The organism is Parasaccharibacter sp. TMW 2.1891 (assembly GCF_023337675.1).
GTDB classification, from domain to species: domain Bacteria; phylum Pseudomonadota; class Alphaproteobacteria; order Acetobacterales; family Acetobacteraceae; genus Bombella; species Bombella apis.
The window spans coordinates 364477-385417 of sequence record NZ_QORT01000001.1 but is presented as its reverse complement, the minus strand read 5'-3'; the positions used below and the strand labels follow the sequence as shown (position 1 = coordinate 385417).

The following is a 20941-nucleotide window of genomic DNA, read 5'->3' as shown; positions in this document are numbered from 1 at the left end:
CTGCATGATTCCGGAGGATCATACCCATGTCCGCTACGCCATCTTCCCATCCCGTCACCCAGCGTGGCATGGCAGTGCTGAATGATCCCCTCCTGAACAAGGGCACCGCCTTCCCCTGGGAAGAACGCACGGCCCTGGGGCTGCATGGTCTCCTTCCACCCGGCATCCACACGCTGGAAGAGCAGGTCGCACAGGCCTATGAAAACATCATGAGTGAAACGGACATGCTGGACCGGCATGTTCGCCTCCGTGCCATACAGGACACGAACGAGACCCTCTTCTATGCCCTGTTGCAGAAGTATCTCACGGAGCTCATGCCTGTCGTGTACACACCGGGTGTAGGGCAGGCCTGTCAGGAGTTCTCCAGAATCTGGCAGAAACCACGGGGGCTCTTTCTCTCCGGGTCGGACCGTGGGCACATGGCAGGTCGGCTGGCTGCCATCCCCAATGACGACATCCGCCTTGTCATCGTCACGGATGGTGAGCGCATCCTCGGGCTGGGCGATCTGGGAGCCAATGGCATGGGCATCCCCATTGGCAAGATTTCCCTCTACACGGCCTGCGCCGGGATCAATCCAGCCCTGATGATGCCCATCATGCTGGATGTCGGGACGGACAACGTCGCCCTCCGCAATGACCCTACCTATATCGGCAGCCGCACCCCCCGCCTGAGAGGGCAGGACTATGAAGACTTCATCGAGGAATTCGTAACGGCCCTTCAGGCCCGCTGGCCGGGCTGCCTGCTGCACTGGGAGGATTTTGCCGGACGCAATGCCGCACCACTTCTCCAGCGTTATCGGAACCGTATTCCCAGCTTCAATGATGACATTCAGGGCACGGCAGGCATTGCCACGGCTGCCATCCTCAGCGGCCTGAAGGCCAAAGGCGAAACACTGGAGCAGCAGTGCATTGCCTTTGCAGGCGGCGGTGCGGCGGGTATTGGCATTGCCGGGCTTCTCCTTGCCGCCATGAAGGCCGAAGGGCTGTCGCAGGAAGAGGCCCTGAAGCGTTTCTATATCGTGGACCGCCAAGGCCTGCTGACCCATGACATGGACGGGCTGAGCGAAGGGCAGGCCCTCTTTGCCCGGCAGGATGAAACAGCCCAGAATGGACAGGGCCGGACTCTGGCGGAGGTCATCAGCAAGAATCACCCGACCATCCTCATTGGTGTTTCCGGTCAGGCGGGCCTCTTCAAGGAAGCCATGGTCCGGGAGATGGCGTCATACTGCTCCCATCCCCTCATCTTCCCTCTCTCCAACCCGACAAGCCATGTCGAGGCCACTCCGATGGACATTCTGACATGGACAGGCGGACGGGCCATCGTCAGCACGGGCAGCCCGTTCTCCCCGGTTGAACTTGATGACCGCAGCATCATCATTGACCAGACCAACAATTCCTACATCTTCCCCGGTCTTGGGCTGGGGGCGCTGGCCTGCAAGGCAGAAAACATCAGCGAGGGGATGATCATGGCCGCAGCACAGGCTGTTGCGGCCCTCTCCCCGATGCAGACCGGGGGCAGCAACCTGCTTCCCCCCATTGAGACCATTCATGATGTCGCCCTGAAGGTTGCCCACGCCGTAGCCCGGCAGGCCCAGGAAGAACAGCTCTGCCCTGCCCTTGATGATGAAGCCTTGCAGGAAGCCCTCTCCACCCTGAGCTGGCGGCCCCGCTACCAGCCTTATCAGGCGGCCTGACCCTCCCTTTTCACCCTACTTCCGGCAGGACCTCTTCATCATGGCAAACCGTACAGAAACTGATGGCCTCGGCCCGATCGACGTTCCCCAGACAGCCCTCTGGGGGGCCCAGACCCAGCGGTCACTCCGCTATTTCAGCATCGGGCAGGAACTCATCCCCCGTGAGATGATCGAGGCCTATGCCATTCTCAAGCGGGCCTGCGCCGTAGCCAATGCGGCCAGCGGACGGCTGGAAAAGGACAAGGCAGAGCTCATCGTCCGCATCTGTGACGAGATCATGAGCGGAATGCATGACCGGCACTTCCCTCTCCATGTCTGGATGACTGGCTCCGGCACGCAGTTCAACATGAATGTCAATGAGGTCATCGCCAACCGGGCCAGCCAGATGACCGGGCAGAAACTGGGCAGCAAGAAGCCGCTGCACCCGAATGACCATGTAAACATGGCACAATCCACCAACGACACCTTCCCCAGTGCCATGTACATCGCCAGCGCCCTGACGGCCCATCGCCGCCTGATCCCGGCGCTGGAACGTCTGCACGGGGCCATTGCCCACAAAGCCGCACAGTGGAAGCATATCGTCAAGGTAGGACGGACACATCTTCAGGATGCCGTGCCCATCACGCTGGGACAGGAATGGGAAGGCTATGCCGGGATGCTGGAAGACAACCTCCAGCGGCTGGAGCAGGCCCGTGACGGACTGCTGCCGCTGGCTCTGGGGGGGACGGCCCTTGGTACGGGCGTGAACACCGACCCGCAGTTCGCTGCCCGGGCCTGCAAGGAGATTGCCCGCCTCACCCAGCTGGACTTCACCAGCGGGGCCAACAAATTTGCCCTGCAGGGAGCACATGATGCTCTGGTGCATCTCTCCTCTACCCTGCGGACGCTGGCGGGCAGCCTCTTCAAGATCGCCAACGACATCCGCCTGCTGGCCTGCGGACCCCGGGCGGGGCTGGGTGAGCTGAACCTGCCGGTGAATGAACCCGGCTCCTCCATCATGCCCGGCAAGATCAACCCCACGCAGGCCGAAGCCCTGACGATGCTGTGCCTTCAGGTCATGGGCAATGACGTGGTCGTGGGCATGGCGGGCGCTGGCGGAATGCTGGACATGAACGCCTACAAGCCCGTGATGATCCAGAACATCATGCAGAGCCTGACCCTGCTTCATGACGGCATGGAAAATTTCCGCCGCTTCCTCATCGAGGGCACGACCGCCAATGAGGACCATATCCGCCAGCAGCTGGACCATTCCCTTGTGCTGGTCACGGCCCTGTCCCCCAGCATTGGGTATGACAGAGCCTCGCAGGTCGCTCACCATGCCGTGGAGAACGGTCTCAGCCCCCGCCAGAGTGCGCTGGCTCTCGGCTTCATGACAGGTGAGGAGTATGACCGTGTGGCCGACCCGAAACTGATGCTCCAGCCGAACATCAAACCACCCAAGGGCTAAAAATCTATCTCCACGTAAATGAAAGGGGCCCAACGGACTGCTCCGTCAGGCCCCTTCTGCCATGTCATGCTGCTGTCACCGAGATGAAGCAGCGACAGGAAAAAGAATGATCCGTCTCTCAGACACGATGGCTTCTAGGCAGACGGCCATAGGCAATAACATCAACCGGGTCTCTGGAGCTGTTCCAGAAAGCAGTCCGCCCCTGATTATGGGCCAGCTTGCTCAGCGTGAACCCGTAACGGTCACAGACATGCTCTTTTGTCACACCGCACGTATTGAAGACATTGCCATCATAGTAAGACGGGACAATAACCATAACCTTGTCACTGAGAAAACTCACAGGGAACCGGATGTAATCGCCGTTACCGGCAGCCACCCTGAAACGGATGTGATCCCTCTCCACGATGAGCGTGTTGGTAATGATCTCAGACATTGGTCCTAACCTCAATAATCACTTGTCGAAACGGACACATGAACAGGCTGCGTTGACGTAATGTTGACCCCCGTACATCCCTTCGGTGGGAAGACCAGCCCTGTCAGGGACGTCTGGCCTCCATTGATGAACACTTCCAGGCTGCTGGTATCGATCAGGATGGTGATGATCATGTTGGAAGTCGCATTGCTCTTCAGACCTGCCGGAATGGAATACGTCTTTCCCCAGCCCTCAGGTGGTTCATTGGATAGCCGGGATACAGGATGCCTGCTCTGGTCCTGTCAAACGTGATCTGACCGCTCCGGTAGATGATCAGGTCGGTACTGTACTCCGTGCCTTCCACCCGGCCCTTATTGACGGATATGCGTACTTCCTCTGGCCAGTGACCATCAACCTGATCCAGCACAACATCCAGACGATAGCAGTCCGACGTCTCTACCTCATCTGACGCAAAATCAGGATTGCCCTCACCACCTATCGTCTGCCTGGGGCCCCCTATCCCAGTGATACCATCCGCTTTTTCCACAGGAAATGTGTAGACTTTCTGCTGGCCACTGTAGTCAGTCTGTATCCAGCAAGCCCTGGGATAGGACTGGATGTTCTGGAAACCCTTATAGGGTGAAGGCAGGAGCGAATAATCCCAATTACCCAGCCAGCACCCCACATAGGTCGACCTGCCATTGCGGCCTGCCACGGTCGCATAGGAATCCGGCCCGTAATCCAGAGGGATGGCCTTGGCCTGCTCATCCGGAATAAACTGCGTGCCATCCCACGCCCCCAGCCAGGCCACACAGCATTCATGCGACTGGGGCCCGCCAGGATAATCACCCTGCACGGCTCCCAGTATCGCCCACTTATGTCCCAGAGTATTCCCATGATCATCCACGATTTTCAGCTTCATGACATTGGGGCACTCCACCAGCGGTCCTGGTCCTTCCATGCTGGAAAGAAAATCCCATGACGTCCCATTAACGCTGCGAAAGAACGCAAACCGTGTTCCGATCGTCGTTGCCATCACCAGCTGGCTGTTATCGTCATCCCAGAATACACGGCAGTCCCTGAAGTCCCGCCCCTCATCACGCACGGAGTCCGGCACGAGATCAGGAGAACAGCATATCCCCAAATTGTACGGAACCTCGCCGAGCCTCTTCGCCACCAGGAGATATATGGCCTGCAAGACAGGGGCCGGGCCAGATATGTAATAATAGACACTGCCCCGACCACGGCCCAGCCTGTCTTCTTCATCCACCCACACACTTCCGGACCAGTACGTGCCGGAAAGACTGCTATTCTTGTCGATGAAGACATCCTTGCCGGAAGGCTCACGATCATCATCCGACGTCATCGTATCGATGGTAGGGCCGCTATAAGAAATCCACGACGTCGTTAGAAAACCGCTGTTAGGAGTCCATTCCGGGTTTCCCAGAGCCCACGTCCTCCACAGTCTGGCCTTCCGGTCATAAACGTAGTTTTGACCGTCATTCTGCCATTTGTGTCTGCCGGGGACCGGTACAGGAGCCAGATGCCTCTTAGGATAATACGCTACCGAAACATTGGACAGGTCCGTCATAGACAAAAACCTTTCGTGACAAAATCCGATGACAGTACCGATAGGGCACATGGCCCCGTCTCATGAGAGCGTTGCCATAAAAATTGTGCCATTTACGGAATATATTATTAAAAATAAGAATCATGACCATAAAATGACAAACAACATTGGTATATTGATTGTAAATTAATGATTTGATATATTAATTTATAATCATCAACGCCCATACTCATGAAACAGTACATTATATTAACAAAAATCAATTTTCATAATTGCTTTCATGAACCACCAGAAGGGATACTCATGTGCCAGCCTCTACAGAAAAAGCCCGCATGGACACACCATGCGGGCTTTCCCTTTGATCCATCAGACAGGGGCCGCCTCCTGAACGACCTTCCTCCATTTAATTTAAAATTTGTAACGGAAGTTCCCAGACCCGCCAGAGCTGGTCTGATGCCCACCATACTGACCGACATAATCGACATTCACGTCGATCCGGTCCGTCAGATGCGCCGCAAAACCCGTGTTGATCTGCGCCGTGCTGACAGAAAGTGGGGTCCCCTGCACGCTCATGCCATACCCATCACCCAGCGTGGAGAACCCTTCCCGCACAGAGGCGTTCGTCCGCCCGAAGGCCCGACGGTATCCGGCCTCCAGATGAGGCGAGAAGATAACCCTGCCAATATTCACGCTCGTGGCCAGCTTGACCCCGACCGTGGAGAACCCGATGGAACTGTTGCGTCCCTTCACGGCAAGAGCCGTCTCAGCTCCATGTTCATGGAAGCCGGTCTGGTCATAGTTCAGGTAGGTCATCCGGGCAAAAGGCTCGACCTCAAGCGGGAGGCGGCTCTCACTGGCAAAAACCATGCGATACCCCGTCTCTACAAAGGCCTGCCCCGTGCCGGTCCGGTTGTTGGAGGACAGACGACCCGCATAATCACCATAGGTGACACGACGGCTCGTATGCAGCATGTTCCAAGAATAGCTGAGGCCTCCCTTGAAGGTGATGGCCGCATTGTCCGTCAGCCCACCGACACGCCACGCATTTCCCACATAGGCACCGATGGTGGCGGAATTGGCATGGGCCGAAGAGCCACGGCCTGACTGCACACTGAACCAGTCACGCCCATAGGCCAGAAGCCCGCCAAGACGCCAGCCACCTTTCAGCCCCGTGTCAGCCCCCATGATCCAGCCCACGCTGGACTGGCCCATATGCCCCGCACCGGCAGCTCCGCCGGACTGGCCACCCTTCTGCCCATAGACCGTCCCCCAGACGGAGACATGACGGGTCGGATCCACATCGCAGTAACCGCTCGTCTGCTCCCTGCCATCATGGGCATGGGCACGCAGCGCATCCCCTGCACAGTCCAGACGGTCCACCACAGTTTCCTGAACATAGAAACTGTCATTGACCATCGCCGTCTTGGCACTGGCATTGATCTCACCCGAGAGGGCATTATAAGCCCCGCGGACCTGCTCACCCGTCTGCATGGCGGACCCGGCTAGGGCATCCATGAAGCCTGCCGATGTCCCAGCCCGGTCCAGACTGCCGGCAACCTGCCGCTCGTTACGGTCCTGCGCATAGGCATTGAAATTCGCCACACGCACATAATCCATAATCCAGCTGCGTCCATCCTGCGCTTCCGATACCGTACCACTCAGGAAAGCCGTGCTCAGAGGGGATACCGCCCCCTCATCACTGCTGGACATCCGGGCCTTCTCACCCAACGTACCGGTAGCTAGGGCCCCATCGGCCAGTTTCAAGATAGTTGTCCTGTAATGCTGCCGCATGGCCATACTGGACAGATTGCTGACCGTAGCCGCAACCTGTGCCCCGTTCAGGTGGTTCTCGGTACCTGCCAGCGTCAGCGATGTGGCTGCTCCCTTACCCCCATCCAGCGTCACGCCAAGGGAAGCGTTCGGGTCCAAGGACAGGTTGTGGACCGTCCCGCTGCCGGAGATCATGGCCCCGGCGGCCACGTTCGTGGCACCACCAAGCGTGCCGTTCACGGCCAGCCCGCCCTGACGCACGTTCGTCGTGCCGTCGAAATGACTGTCATCAACAGACTGGGCCAACGTCAGGAAACCCGTTCCGGTCTTGTTGAAGGTTCCGGAACCGCTCAGGGAATTATCGAGACTTTCCGTGCCATTCTCCTCGACCGTCAGCGTACCGTCCACGGCAATGCCGTTCGTGCCCAGAGACTGCGTTCCAGCCGTGACATCAGCCTCCTGGGCAATCTCCGTGCCACCAGAATAATAGTTCGTCCCCCTGAAGACGACATTCTGCCCCTGAACGATCAGCCCGCCCTGACCGAACAAGGCATCACCATAAGAGGTGTTGCTCCCTGTCAGCGTCAGCGTCGAACCGTTCCCTAGATACCCCGTGCCATAGCCCGTCAGGGTGCCGATCCCGGCCTTCGCATTGTCGGCAACGACGAAAAGATTTCCCGCTCCCTTCAGGTCACCCAGTACGGCTCCGGAATTTCCCGTCATGCTATCATGCACCGCCAGCAGCAGGGACCGGGTCTGCGGGTCTGTCGTTCTGGAAAGCTGCGCCTCCACATAGGCCTGACGGCTGGCACTCATCCGGCCATCCGTCCGGTCCAGTCCGGCAGCCTGGTCAAGCTCCTGCGAGCCATTGCTCTTCAGCGTGCCGATGCTGGCACTGTCCGCCAGCGTGACCATACCGGACTGCTGGTCCAGCGTTCCTGTCACCCTGCCCTGGCCGCTCAGCTGCACCGTGCCCATATTGGTCATGGAGGCCACCTGCCCCGTACCGGAAATGGTGGCCTGACCACTGCTGTTGGACACGTCCCCCGTCTGACCAGTCACGGAAAGCGTGCCGTTGTTCACGATGCGGCCAACCTGTCCAGCCACATCCAGCTCAGCCCCCTGTGCCACGGAAACCTGGCTCCTGTCGGAGATCACCGCATTCCGGGCCACGTCCAGCGTGCCGGCCAGCACACCTGTGGCACCGCCATAATCGTTCCGACCCGCCAGCGTGACGGTTCCAGTCCCCGTTTTCATCAGGCCTGTCTTGGACGGACCATCATCCACGATGGACGTGGCAATCGTACCACTACGCCCTGCCTCGGCATTCACGCCCAACATGTTCTGGCCATTGCTGGTTGGCACCGCTGCCAGTGCCCCACCGGTCAGCGCATAGCCACCAGAGCCGAAATTGACGACGGAGGCCTGAGTAGGCTGCGAGCCGCTCCCTTCAACCGTAATTGTCCCGCCTGATCCAACAAAATTTGGGGGAGCTATAGGAGAACCCATTTGTCCATCAAAAACACCATATGAAGTCATGACGGCATCACCACCAGACCATGATGTCAAAGTAATTTGCTGTGTTTTCTCCCCACTACCAGACGTACCCGTACCGCCAGTCGTGCCCTCATGGGCCGTAGCCGCACCCGTATTGTCTGCACCAGTCGCCGTGCCAGTCCCCGACGTGTTGGCTGTACCGCCTGTTCCTCTCCCATCTGTGGTGACCTGAGCTACCATGACGTCAACACTCTTTGCTGCGTCATCATGGACGTAGCTGAGCATCTGCCCGGCTCTGGTTGGCAGCAGCGTGGCCTGCTGCTGCCCGGAAAGCGTGCCCGTATAATCGATCAGATGATAGATGCCAACATCGACAGCACCATTCTGCCCCCTGTTCTGCCCGGCAATTCCCGCAATCTGAATGTTGCCACCCAGCGTTACATTGCCGCTGACTTCAGCATGGGAATTATAGGCATCCCCCTTATTCCCTTTGTCTGAGGTCGTCCCTTCATAAAAGGTTGTCGTGCTGCCTCCGGCAAGATTCAGGTCACCATACAGCTTCAGACTACCGGCACTCGTAGCCGTACCGATGTTCAAGCTACCACCATCCGAGACCGTAAAGGTGCCCTGCCGCTGCGTGTTGAAGGTTGATCCCTGATTTTCCGGCACGAGACCAAGCGGCTTCATGCCCGTCACCGTGGCCGTACCACCCTGATTGATGGCTATGTTACCCGCACCATTCTGGCCGCCCAGAACGGCAAAGGAACTGTCCAGATTCAGCTGCCCACCATGATCAACGATGATGTCGCCAGACCCTTTCCCGCCATCGACTGGGCCGATCCAGAGACCACCATTCTGGACATTCAGCTGAGCAGACTGACCCACCGTACCCGGATTGACAAAATTACCGGACGCATCATACCCGACCTGATTCCCAGTGACATGAATGACACCATGAGCTTCACCTTCAGAATAATAAGGATTGGTGTTCATGCCATTTGTTCGATCATCCGGGCCATTCCCTGCTGAATTCCCGAGATAAACACCACCATTAATCCCGCCGCCGGACACAAAAAGAGCTGCACCATTAGCAATCCATAATGTCCCATGAGACGCCCCATAAAACGGGGTAAAACCCAAATCAGGATTAGACGTAAAAAGAGACATGACGGAGGAAGGCACACGGCCAGTCTGCTGACCTACAACCAGCTGTTCAGTATGTAAAGACGTCCCCTCATCACTTACAACAAGCGTTGCATTATTAGAATCAACTCCACCTCCACCATATACAGGACCGTTTGATGTACTCTCAGTGAAGTATCCGTTATCATACCCTCCAGCAACCCGAAGCTCCCCAACATCTACCTCTGCTCCAGCGTGAAGAAATGTGTTCCCCATCTGTCTTGGCGTAATATCCTCTCCCGAATGGTATCCGTTACCTGAAATATCAAATAATCCAAGATTGTTAATTTTTACCTGTTTAAAATCTGAAAAAGAAGAATTTACAGAAAAAAGCGGATATACTACCGAATATGACGAATTTGAACCAGAAGAAACGTACTTAGTATTTGATGATGGGAAACCTGCCATATCTAAGTTCCCATCACCTTTAATAGAACCTGAAAAATGACTCCCAGAACCATATATGTACAATTTTCCGACAACAGAGAATTGAGAACCATCTCCCTGTATAGGAGTCTTCGTGTTAATAAGAGAGATACCTCCACTGCCATTTATTGAATTAAAAGAATTATAAATACTATTTTGAGCGGAATTTATGCGCAAAAAACTTCCATCTTTAATATTCAAATCAGGATATGACACCTCTTTTATATTGCTGTTTGGATATAAATTCTTCAAACCAGAAGCAACACCCCCACCACTGTTGCCGTCCTGAATATCAATAAGTATTCCATTGTCTATATTTATTGTTTTTATATCATTTGATGAAAATCCTATATTTCCTCCACCTACCGAAAGGGAGCCACCACCTTCTAATTTTAAAGTGTTAGCATTTATTGAATAGTATGACACATAACTATTATATGGACTCTTCCCTCCACTTATAAGGTTAAGATCACTCAGTTTATTGTAATCATTATTCGAAAGTCCATCGTAGTTATTATTTCCACTTCCGAACAATACTTCCTGCCCTACCGGCACTGAAACAGTTACAGTACCAGATTGACCATTCACCTGCGTAATAACGTCCATCGGCTGCATGACATCAGCCTGAACAACACCCATCACCCCGACCGTCAAAGCCAGAACGCTCACAGACATTCCAATACATCCGAGATATCTTTTCTTATTATGATGTCCTTTACAAGAAGAAGAACAAAAATCTAGATTACCAAATCCCTTAAAAGAAAATAGATTATACCTAGGCACCGTTCTCACTCCAAAGAATCAAAAGGACATACTCTATGTATATGCATATTTTATTGCCATTCCCATTCACAGAAAGACAATTCCTTACATAAGGTTAATTTAATTTCATTCTGTGACTTTTCAACCACACAAAAAAAGCCCGCATGGCGTGTCCATGCGGGCTTTCCCCTAAGCCAATCAGCCAAGTTCTCGCTTACTGCTGGATCAGATTGCCATCCTTGTCCACCAGTGTGATGGGGTAATCCCCGGAGAAGCAGGCATCGCAGTTTGTATGGTTCTCCACCGGGCGCCCCTGATGACCAAGGGCACGGTAGAGGCCATCAAAACTGATGAACGCCAGACTGTCCGCATTGATGGCCTTGCACATCTCTTCCAGCGAATGACGGGCGGCCAGAAGATGCTTCTCGGAGGGCGTATCAATCCCGTAGAAGCAGGGATGTTTGGTCGGTGGAGAAGTGATGCGCATGTGCACTTCCTTCGCTCCCGCTGCCCGGACCATGTCCACAATCTTGCGGGATGTCGTGCCGCGCACGATGGAATCGTCCACCAGAATGACCCGGCGTCCTTCCAGCACGGCCTTATTGGCCGAGTGTTTCATCTTCACGCCAAGATTACGGACCTGATCGGTCGGCTGGATGAACGTCCGGCCTACATAATGGTTGCGCACGATGCCCATCTCATAGGGCAGGCCACTCTCATGAGCATACCCGATGGCAGAAGGCACGCCAGAATCCGGCACAGGCACGACCACATCAGCGTCGACCCCACTCTCCCGGGCCAATTCGCCACCGATGCGGGTCCGCACTTCATAGACGGACTGTCCCTCCAGCACGGAATCCGGCCGGGCAAAATAGATGTATTCAAAAATGCAGAACCGGCGGCCAATATCCCCAAACGGCCAGAGAGATTTCACCCCATCCGCATTGATGACGACAATTTCACCCGGCTCGATGTCACGCACATAGTCAGCACCGATGATGTCCAGCGCACAGGTCTCACTGGCCAGCACCCAGCCGCCCTGTTTGTCCTCATGCCCGGGCATGCGGCCCAGAACCAGCGGTCGCACGCCCAGCGGGTCCCTCATCCCCAGCATCCCGTCATCCGGTGTCAGGGTGATGAGGGAATAAGCCCCCTTGATCTTCTTTGCCGCATCCATCAACCGCTCGATCACCGTGTCATAGAGCGAAATGGCGACAAGATGGACGATGACCTCCGTATCCATCGTGGAATGGAAAATACAGCCACGCTTTACCAGCGCCTTGCGCAGGGTGGCGGCATTGGTCAGATTGCCATTATGGGCCACGGCCAGACCACCAAAGGCGTAATCGGCATAGATGGGCTGGACATTGCGCACATGGCTGCCACCCGTTGTGCCATAACGGTTGTGCCCTATGGCCGCCTCCCCCGGCAGGCCTGCTATCACGTCCTGATTGCCAAACACATCTCCGACAAGGCCCAGCGCCTTGTGCTGGTGGAACGTGTCGCCATCAAAACTGACGATACCGGCCGCCTCCTGACCACGATGCTGGAGGGCATGCAGGCCGAGAGCTGTCAGCGCTGCCGCATTCGGCACACCCCAGACACCAAAAACACCACATTCCTCATAGGGACGACTGGACGATTCAGGAAAAGACATATCGATGGAGCAAACCTGACGGGCGAATCCCGCTCATATCTAAGTGGCACAGCGGCACAGGCAGCCAACCCCTTGAAAAAACCGGCCATTGCCCTTCTTCAGGGCAGCCTGTCCGTCAGGGTGATGCCTGCGACCCCCCTTCAATGGCTATTCGATGGCAGAAAGGCAAGATGTTCCGACCATGAAAGCGGTATATATCCCTGCAAAAAAGCCACGCCACGCACCACGAAAGGTGCAAGGACACTCCCCTGCATGGCGGCTTCCAGCCAGTCCTGCGCCAGATAGCTGCCCGCACAGAAGAGCAGCACCAGCACGACATAACCCCGCACCAGCCCGAAACCAGCCCCAAGCAGTGCGTCCAACGGGCCGGAGAGCAGCCCTCTCATGCCACGGGCCAGCTGGCTGGTCACCAGATTCAGAACAATCATGACCAGAACGAACAGCCCCAGCCGCCCGCCCCAGGTGAAAACAGCCGTCCCCTGAAAGGTAGGAGAAACAAGCGGAGCCAGATGGGACAAGGCCACGCCCCCCCAGCGGCCTACCAGCCAGAAACTGCCTATCCAGACCAGCAGGGCTCCGCTCTCGTGCGAAAGCCCTCTCACCAGCCCCCAGAGGGCCGACAGGCCAACAAGAACCAGCATGGCCCAGTCCATCGCGCCAAGATGCTCCAGAAATGTTCCGTGCAGGCCTGTCATTGCGGCTCCCGTCGCTCTTCCACCATCAATCCCGCTACCTGCCACCAGCCTGTCAGGGCAGCTTCGTGGAGCGGTAACGGCCCCCCTTGCGGGCCCGGATGCCACGTTTCAGCAAATCGGATGAAAGGTCAATCCGCTCACTCAGTTCCTGCCAGATGGCACTTTCATCCACACCATGCTGCTGCCATATCTTCCGTATCTCCAGCAGGAACACCGCACTATCCTCGACCAGGGCCTTCGGCTCCCCGTACAGATAGTCCAGAAGACAATCGGTAGCCTGCTCGGCCAGCATCTTGCATTCCTGCCCATCCTTGTTTCTGACCCCAGCCATGGCTGGCCCATATCGTGCAGACTGTGTCATTTCGGCTCCCATCATATCCACCCTGCCCCTCCTGCAAAAGAGGAGAGGGCACACAGGTCTGTTACCCACATTCAAGGGAGGAACAGAAATTAATAAAAATTCAATAATAAATTGATTAATACTATATTAGTGAAAAATAGTACAATTCATTAACAGGAAAATCTTTTCTTTTTCTAATACCATTCAAGGAATTCAGATATCATCGCTGAAATTACACCACAAAAATACCACAGAGCCTCATCATCATCTCCCTATTTCGTACAGAATCATCGACGGTCTGCACCCCACTGGAGAACAGTCATGTCAATCACATGGGAAAAACCACAGAAGTACTCCAACCTGTCTCCTGATACAGGGGGCGGCAATACTACTGGTCTCCCCGGCTTCTGGTTTGGTCCGGAGACCCTCCCGAACCCAGCAACCGGGAACGTTTTCAACACCCGGCTCACTGCAACAAACCAGCTCACTTCTGCCCAGCCGATATATCAGCTGGCCATGGTCCAGGGCGTGAACATAAGCCAGTCGGGAGACAAGGCTGTTGTCCTCATGCATATCCCCAACACAAATGTTTTTGCTGTAACGTACCTGTCTTATGTAGGTTCGTTTACCTACATGGATGTCATTCCTCCAACTCCTTCTGTCGTTGCAGAGTTTGCGATAAAGAATGTTCAATTCATAAAACAGATAGGGGACGGGCAACAGTATGCCCCTCTTCCTCCTGACGAACAACAGACGTATCTTGGCCTGTCCAATCTGGCAGCAGCCGTCCAAACCGGGAAGCATTATCTCTATCTACAGCTTGTCCCCAATACGGGCTTTGATTCCCTGAATCAGGGCAGCCCAGCGACACCGGGATCGCCTGTAACACTCAGCAATGTCGACTGGACCTTTGACACCGGCGTCACCAACATCGACATCGCCTGCTTCCTCCCCGGGTCCATGATCATGACGGATGCTGGGCCTCGGGCTGTCGAAACTCTCGCTGTTGGTGATCTCGTCCTGACCGGCCCTGACGGCAACCAGAAGCTGGAGCCGATAACATGGGCAGGGCGGGGCCGTATCGATGTCCAGCCCCATCTGCCGGATGACCGGGCAGGCTATGCCGTCTGCATCAGAAAAAATGCACTGGGAGATGGCTGCCCTGATGCCGACCTGTATGTAACATCAGAGCACACGCTCTATCTTGATGGCCATTTCGTCCCGGTGCGGATGCTCGTCAATCACCGGTCCATCCACTATGACCGTGAACGTCTCTCTTACGACTATTATCACTTTGAGACGGCAGAGCACAGCATCGTCCGTGCCAACAGCGTGATGACGGAAAGTTATCTCAGCGGCAGCAGCCGCCGCAATTTCCATGAGATGACTTTCCTCCAGGAAGGAAATGTCGTGGCTTTCCCGCCCTCCAAGAGCTGGGAAAAGGATGCCTGCGCTCCGCTGACCGTGGATACCGCCTCCATCCAGCCACTGCATGAGGCGCTGGACGAGCGGGCCCGCGCCCTCGGTTTTGCCCGGCAGGTACCACCTGTCTCCCTGGTGCAGGATTCAGACTTCCATCTGGTCACCAATGCCGGGGACGTTCTCTACCCTGTCCGCCGGATACAGGACCGGGCCATCTTCCTTCTGCCGGAAGGCGTGACAGCCCTTTACCTTCGCTCCCGCACAAGCCGCCCCTGCGACACCATCGGCCCCTATGTGGATGACCGCCGTTTCCTCGGTGTCCTCGTCGGTGCCGTGGAGCTGTACCAGGAAAAGCAGACCCACAGCCTGACATCCCATATGTCGGATCCCCACGCTTCCGGCTGGGATGTGGTGGAGAACAGCCCCTGCCGCTGGACAAACGGCAACGCCCTCCTCTCTCTGGAAGAGTTTCCCACCATTCATGAGCGGGACATGCTGAGCATCCAGCTCCTGGCGGAAGGGCCCTATGTTGATGAGGCCGGGATAGCCCAGCCAACCATTGCCCTGCCTGAAAGTGTGGCACAGAGATGAGGCCCCTCCCGGCCTGTCCCGACCATATCGGGACAGGCCGGGACTGTTCCCACTCCCCCGAAATACTTTGCCACTCATGAAAGATACTTTATACATCCCCTGTCCGTGAACGGCTGCATTGTCTGTCCACCAAGGGGGGGTCATCTGTCATGGGTGCCTGCACCACAGCCATTCTGACCAGAATCCTGCCTGCCCTGCTGGCTGGCGGTGTACTGTATGTCTCTGCTCCCCAATCAGCATTGGGCCAGAGCACACCGGTGGCCGGTTATTCCCCGGGCGCCCGGAGCGCAACCACCGCCAACACGATGCTCGACAGTGTCGTGGGCAACACCCATTCCCCCATAAAGAACCAGACCAGCCTTACCGGGGAACTTTACCATATTGCAGCGGATGGCACGGTCACAGCGCCCAACGGGCTGCTTGTCTCTCCCGGCGGGTGCCAGACACCGGGCACGGCCCATCTGCCAACCTCCATGAAAACTGCAGGGCCACACACGCCGTACCGCTTCGGCACGCTGCGACACGGCAAAGGGTTCGAGACGGTAACCATCGGAGTCAGCGCCCAGCCCGACCTGACCACGACAGACCCCAAGGCGCCCAGGACACGCCGTGCCACCCTGAATGCCTCCTTCGGCCCGACCGGGCTTTACATTCTCCCGGAACCCTGCGCCCGCACCGGCTCCAGCGACAGCGCCCTGACGCTGGATGCCGCCGCCAGCCTGGCCAGTGCCGACGGGAATGCCTTTACCCTTGCAGGAAACCGCTCCAGCGAAATTCCCGTCAACAAGGCGGAGACCCTGCCTGATGGAGATGTGGAGCTGCGCAACAGTGCTCTCCCCGGTGCTGCTGCCCCGTGACCGTCAGCCCGTTCCGTCTTTTCGCCCTGCCCGTCCTCTCTTTCCCGTCCTGCGGGTCCGCCATGGCTCTGGCGGCCCTGTTTCTACCGGGAACAGCCATGGCCCAGACCATTCCTCCGGCCAGCACCCCCGCCGGGATTCCGGCTACAGCCCTGCCCACCCCCCTGGGGTTTTTCAATCATCATACGATCGGCAGTCCCTCTGCCGATACCAGAGGGACCGAACCGGATACCAGCCGTACACCATCATCCCACCCCATCATCCCTCTCCAGCCGGGGACTGCGGGCCCCAACCCGACCCCGCATCTGGAAGACACTCTCGCCCTGCCCCGCCTCCAGGCCGTCATCCTGCAGCCGGCAGGCCATACAGGCAGCAGAACAGCCCAGCAGCCCATTTCTTCCGAAGGGCTGAAGCTGAGCCACGCACCCGGTCTCTATCGGGTAATCCTCCCCTATATCGGCCATCCTCTGACATTCCAGAAAATGCATGAGCTGACGGGAGCCATCGCCATCTTCTTCCGCCAGCATGACCGGGCCTTCATCAGCATCACCGTGCCTCCCCAGCGTGTACACGGGGGCGTGCTGCATATTGATGTCTCGGAATACCGGCTTGACCGCATCACCGTGCATGGCAACCGCTGGACACCTGCCTGGCAGGTCCGGCAGGCCAGCAACCTCACTCCCAACCAGACCATGGCCCTGACGGCCCTCCAGACAGACCTGGACTGGCTGAACCTCAACCCCTTCCGCACGGCGGACCTCATCTACCGCCCCGGCAGCCACCCCGGCAGCACGGATGTGGACATCAACGTGACAGACCGCTTTCCCGTCTATGGCTATGCCGCCATGAACAATCAGGCGGACCGCTCACTGGGCCGGCTCAACTGGTACACGGGGGCCTCATGGGGCAATGCCTTCGGGCTGGGGCAGATACTGACCTACCAGTTCAACCGCACCTTCATGAACCGGTTCGACAACCACACGGGCAGCTGGACCATCCCGCTCCTCGGCCATAATGCCTTGCAGATTTTCGGGAACTATGCCCTCTCCCACCCGACCAGCAACACGCCGGGCCTCATAAACCGGGGTCTCAGCGGGCAGATTTCACTGCGCTGGCTGCACATGTTCGACCATATTGCCCTTGGCCGGGATGCCGGGCTGGACGGCATGATCCAGCTCGGTTTTGACTGGAAAAACACCCATTCCGACCAGTTCTACCATGCCCACACCATCACGCTCTCCAAAGCCGCCACGGCCCAGTTTGTCGTGGGCTATACAGGGTCCATACAGGACCCGTGGGGGCAGACGCAGATCAACAACCAGTTTTTCTACGGTCCCGGCGGCCTGATGAAAAATGATACGCGGCGAGCCTATGAGAGCATCTTCCCTCTCTCCAGCCCCAATTATGTCTATGACCGGCTGATGCTCACCCGGACACAGAACCTGCCCTACGGCTTTTCTTCCACAACGAAGGTAACATTCCAGCGGGCCAGCAAGAACCTGCTCTATAGTGAACAGCTCATGATCGGCGGCATGGGCAATGCCCGTGGCTATTTTGCCAATACATCCTTCGGCAGCAACGGCAATGCCGTCAGCGAGGAAGTCTTCACTCCCGCTCTCTCCCTGCTCCAGCTGGCTCACCTGCCCACGCCGGGACAGCCGGACAGCAACAAGCTTGGCATCTTCTGGGACTGGGCGGACAACCGGCAGGTCCACCATGTGGGCACGGGCGCCCGGGCGGCCACCCTCGCCAGCGTAGGCGCCGACCTTACCGGCAGTCTGAACCAGCACATCAACGTCACTTTTGATGCTGGCATCCGCCTACGCCGCATCCACACGACGGAACTGGCAAACCGTCGTGGGACCTTCTGCGACTTTCAGATTGTCGGAGGCTTTTAAGCCTCCGAACGGGGCAGTTTCAGTTCTGTCCAGAGCGTGTCCAGCGCACTGACCAGAGAGGTCAGCTCCTCTTCCGTATGGAGCGGCCCCGGGGTCAGGCGCAGGCGCTCCGTCCCTCGGGGGACGGTCGGATAGTTGATAGGCTGGAGATAATGGCCGAAGCGCTTCAGCAGGCTGTCCGTCAGCTCACGGCAGAGGGTGGCATCTCCCACCATGACGGGCGTGATGTGCGACTGACCAGGCATGTAGGGGATTTTCACCTCGTCCAGCTTCTTCCTCAGCAGGGCCACGGCCTCCCGCTGCCCCTTGCGCTCGGCATCGCTGTGGCGCAGATGCCGGACACTGGCCAGCACACCCGCCGCAATCATCGGCGGCAGGGAGGTGGAGAAAATGAAGCCTGAGCCAAAAGAGCGCACGAAATCACACAGGGCAGCAGAGGCTGCGATATAGCCCCCCACCACGCCATAGGCCTTGCCCAACGTCCCCTCGATGACGGTCAGCCGGTGTTCCAGACCACGCTCCTGCGCTACGCCGCCACCCTGCGGGCCATACATGCCCACGGCATGGACCTCATCCAGATAGGTCATGGCGTTGTAACGGTCGGCCAGATCGCAGATTTCTTCAATCGGAGCAATGTCGCCATTCATGGAATAGACGGACTCGAAGGCGATGATCTTCGGCGTATCCAGAGGCAGCTCTTTCAGCCTGGCCTCAAGGTCTTCAAGATCATTGTGCCTGAAGATGCGTTTCTCCGCACGGGAATGGCGGATGCCTTCGATCATGGAGGCATGATTGAGTTCATCAGACAGCACGACACAGCCTTTCAGCCGTGCGGCCAACGTGCCCAGCGTCACCCAGTTGGAGAGATAACCGGAATTGAAAAGCAGGGCACTTTCCTTGCCATGCAGGGAGGCCAGCTCCTTTTCCAGCAGGACATGATGATGGTTGGTGCCGGAGATGTTCCGTGTCCCGCCTGCACCTGCACCACTTTCATCCAGAGATTTATGGATGGCCTCCAGCACTGCGGGGTGCTGCCCCATACCCAGATAGTCGTTGGAGCACCAGACCGTTACATCACGCCCGACGCCATGGTGGAAGGCTTTGGGAAACCTGCCGACGTGACGTTCCAGCTCCGCAAAATAACGATAGCTGCCATCAGCCCGGAGGCCATCCAGCGCATTCTGGAACAGGGTATCATAATTCATAGACATTGCTCTCCTCAGGGTCATCAATTTATGGTCCGCCCCCCAGAAAGCAAGGTTTAAACACTGTTATAAACGAAAACATGGTTACAGGACCCATTAAACAGGACTGTCTGGCTACAGTTTTTTTACCCACTCCTCTATAGCTGGTGGCTCCATATCTCCCCAGGCGGGGAACATCGTTTGCCGGAGGCCTGTCTTGCCTGTTTCCGCTTCTTCCTCCTCTCCGGGTGGCCGGCCCGGGTTCAGCGCCCTGCTGCCTTACTGGCAGGTCACCCTTGCTGCTTTCAGCGGCTGGTTTCTCGATGCCTTTGACCAGACAACCCTGATGTTCACCCTGCCCGACATTGCCCGGGATTTCGGCTGCACGCTGGCCGCCCTTGGCAGTGTCTTTCTGGCACAGGCTCTGGGACGGGCCGTAGGCAACACGGGTTGGGGCTGGCTCTCCGACCGTTTCGGCCGCAAGCCTGCCTTCACGCTCGGCATCCTCTTCTTCGCCCTCTTTGCCGCCCTCACGGGGACAACCCACAGCATCACCACGCTGGTCATCACACAATTCCTGTTCGGGATCGGTTTTGGTGGAGAATGGACGGCCTCCGCCACCCTGCTGATGGAAAGTGTTCCCGGCCCGCTGCGGCCTCTGGCCTCCGCCACCATGATGGCCGGTTACGAAATCGGCTATATGGCAGCGGCCGGAGCACAGGCCCTCATCCTGCCCCATCATGGCTGGCGTGTCATGTTTTTCATCGGGCTGCTGCCTGCCCTGCTCATCTTCTTCATCCGTTTCAGGGTGAAGGAAAGCCCTCTCTGGCTCGCTGCGCAGGAAGAGAAAAAGCGTCAGCACGATCAGGCTCCGGCAGAACCGGCCGCCTCTTTCTGGCAGACTGCCCGGCAGTTCTGGAACGGCGCCGCCTTCCAGGCCATTGCCTTCATGTGTTTTCTGGAGTTCCAGAAGGCCGCCCTCTACACATTCTATCCTGCCATCCTGCGGGACAACCACCATCTCAGCCCCCAGCTCATCTTCTGGCCGGTGGCCCTCTACTGCCTCGGCTCGCTTGCCGGGAAGATCCTCTGCGGGGCACTGGCAACCCGCTTCGGGGAAGGGCTCGTCATGCGGGTGGCGCTCGGAGCTGTCATGCTGCTGATCATCCCCTTCCTCACAGCTGGACCATGGGCCATCCTGCTGGCCTCCGCCTTCTTCATCGGGGCAGCGGCCTCCGGTATCTATGCTCTGGTGCCCCATTATCTCTCCCAGCGCTTCCCCGATGCAGGCCGCAGCGCAGGCATGGGCACCAGCTATGCTGTCGGCTCTCTGGGGCAGGGTGTGGCCGGGCGGCTGGTCCCCTCCCTTGCTCCGCTGCTGGCAGGAGGGTTGCCTGCTGCCGCCATCCTCTGCGTTCTTTCGGGAAGTTTCATCAGCCTCGGCATCACAGTCTTCCGCCCGAAAGACGTGCAGAATTTCTGAACCGTTCCGCCTTCCCTGAAGGCCTTTCTCCCTGGCAGAAGGGCATGAAAAAAC

General features: G+C 57.3%; 15 protein-coding genes. 7 read left to right on the top strand and 8 right to left on the bottom strand.

Annotated features, from left to right (window positions below; translation table 11 throughout):
• Nucleotides 1–26 precede the first annotated feature (26 nt).
• Both DTJ15_RS01655 and DTJ15_RS01650 read left to right on the top strand, forming a co-directional pair.
• Nucleotides 27–1694, top strand: coding sequence for an NAD-dependent malic enzyme (locus tag DTJ15_RS01655; protein WP_249109271.1), 1668 nt, complete (start codon nt 27–29; stop codon nt 1692–1694).
• A 40-nt stretch (nt 1695–1734) separates the two neighbouring features.
• Nucleotides 1735–3141: a lyase family protein gene (locus tag DTJ15_RS01650; RefSeq protein WP_086441324.1), complete on the top strand. Its 1407-nt coding sequence runs from the start codon at nt 1735–1737 to the stop codon at nt 3139–3141.
• Between the two features lie 118 nt (nt 3142–3259).
• On the opposite strand, the gene DTJ15_RS01645 is transcribed toward DTJ15_RS01650, so the two are convergent.
• From DTJ15_RS01645 to DTJ15_RS01630, 4 genes are all read right to left on the bottom strand, one after another.
• On the bottom strand, nt 3260–3574 hold the full coding sequence (locus DTJ15_RS01645) for a hypothetical protein (RefSeq protein WP_249079311.1): 315 nt from the start codon (nt 3572–3574) through the stop codon (nt 3260–3262).
• A gap of 11 nt (nt 3575–3585) precedes the next feature.
• Complete coding sequence (locus tag DTJ15_RS01640) at nt 3586–3747, bottom strand: GH32 C-terminal domain-containing protein (protein WP_249109270.1); 162 nt, start codon at nt 3745–3747, stop codon at nt 3586–3588.
• A 20-nt stretch (nt 3748–3767) separates the two neighbouring features.
• Nucleotides 3768–4919: a hypothetical protein gene (locus DTJ15_RS01635; RefSeq protein ID WP_249109269.1), complete on the bottom strand. Its 1152-nt coding sequence runs from the start codon at nt 4917–4919 to the stop codon at nt 3768–3770.
• 612 nt (nt 4920–5531) lie between these two features.
• Nucleotides 5532–9383, bottom strand: a complete 3852-nt coding sequence (locus DTJ15_RS01630) for an autotransporter outer membrane beta-barrel domain-containing protein (RefSeq protein WP_249109268.1) — start codon at nt 9381–9383, stop codon at nt 5532–5534.
• 394 nt (nt 9384–9777) lie between these two features.
• On the opposite strand from DTJ15_RS01630, the gene DTJ15_RS01625 reads away from it, so the two are divergent.
• The gene (locus tag DTJ15_RS01625) at nt 9778–10020 is read left to right on the top strand and encodes a hypothetical protein (RefSeq protein WP_249079304.1); all 243 of its coding nucleotides are present in this window, start codon (nt 9778–9780) and stop codon (nt 10018–10020) included.
• Nucleotides 10021–10974: 954 nt separating this feature from the next.
• On the opposite strand, the gene purF is transcribed toward DTJ15_RS01625, so the two are convergent.
• The 3 genes from purF to DTJ15_RS01610 form a co-directional block, all read right to left on the bottom strand.
• Nucleotides 10975–12417: an amidophosphoribosyltransferase gene (gene purF, locus DTJ15_RS01620; protein ID WP_043560928.1), complete on the bottom strand. Its 1443-nt coding sequence runs from the start codon at nt 12415–12417 to the stop codon at nt 10975–10977.
• Between the two features lie 140 nt (nt 12418–12557).
• Nucleotides 12558–13112 (bottom strand): CvpA family protein, encoded by a 555-nt coding sequence (locus DTJ15_RS01615; RefSeq protein ID WP_081562928.1) that lies wholly within the window; start codon nt 13110–13112, stop codon nt 12558–12560.
• A gap of 52 nt (nt 13113–13164) precedes the next feature.
• Nucleotides 13165–13488, bottom strand: a complete 324-nt coding sequence (locus DTJ15_RS01610; protein WP_052349163.1) for a hypothetical protein — start codon at nt 13486–13488, stop codon at nt 13165–13167.
• 597 nt (nt 13489–14085) lie between these two features.
• Here DTJ15_RS01610 and DTJ15_RS01605 point away from each other — a divergent pair.
• The 3 genes from DTJ15_RS01605 (at nt 14086) to DTJ15_RS09120 (ending at nt 18220) form a co-directional block, all read left to right on the top strand.
• Nucleotides 14086–15465 (top strand): Hint domain-containing protein, encoded by a 1380-nt coding sequence (locus DTJ15_RS01605; RefSeq protein WP_249109267.1) that lies wholly within the window; start codon nt 14086–14088, stop codon nt 15463–15465.
• A gap of 149 nt (nt 15466–15614) precedes the next feature.
• The gene (locus DTJ15_RS01600) at nt 15615–16322 is read left to right on the top strand and encodes a hypothetical protein (protein WP_154981651.1); all 708 of its coding nucleotides are present in this window, start codon (nt 15615–15617) and stop codon (nt 16320–16322) included.
• On the top strand, nt 16319–18220 hold the full coding sequence (locus DTJ15_RS09120) for a ShlB/FhaC/HecB family hemolysin secretion/activation protein (RefSeq protein WP_043560932.1): 1902 nt from the start codon (nt 16319–16321) through the stop codon (nt 18218–18220). The genes DTJ15_RS01600 and DTJ15_RS09120 overlap by 4 nt, the downstream gene beginning before the upstream one ends.
• Here the strand turns inward: DTJ15_RS09120 and hemA are convergent.
• Nucleotides 18217–19425, bottom strand: a complete 1209-nt coding sequence (hemA, locus tag DTJ15_RS01590) for a 5-aminolevulinate synthase (RefSeq protein WP_043560936.1) — start codon at nt 19423–19425, stop codon at nt 18217–18219. The genes DTJ15_RS09120 and hemA overlap by 4 nt on opposite strands.
• A 196-nt stretch (nt 19426–19621) precedes the next feature.
• Between hemA and DTJ15_RS01585 the strand changes: the two genes are divergently transcribed.
• The gene (locus DTJ15_RS01585; protein ID WP_249109266.1) at nt 19622–20887 is read left to right on the top strand and encodes an MFS transporter; all 1266 of its coding nucleotides are present in this window, start codon (nt 19622–19624) and stop codon (nt 20885–20887) included.
• Nucleotides 20888–20941 lie beyond the last annotated feature (54 nt).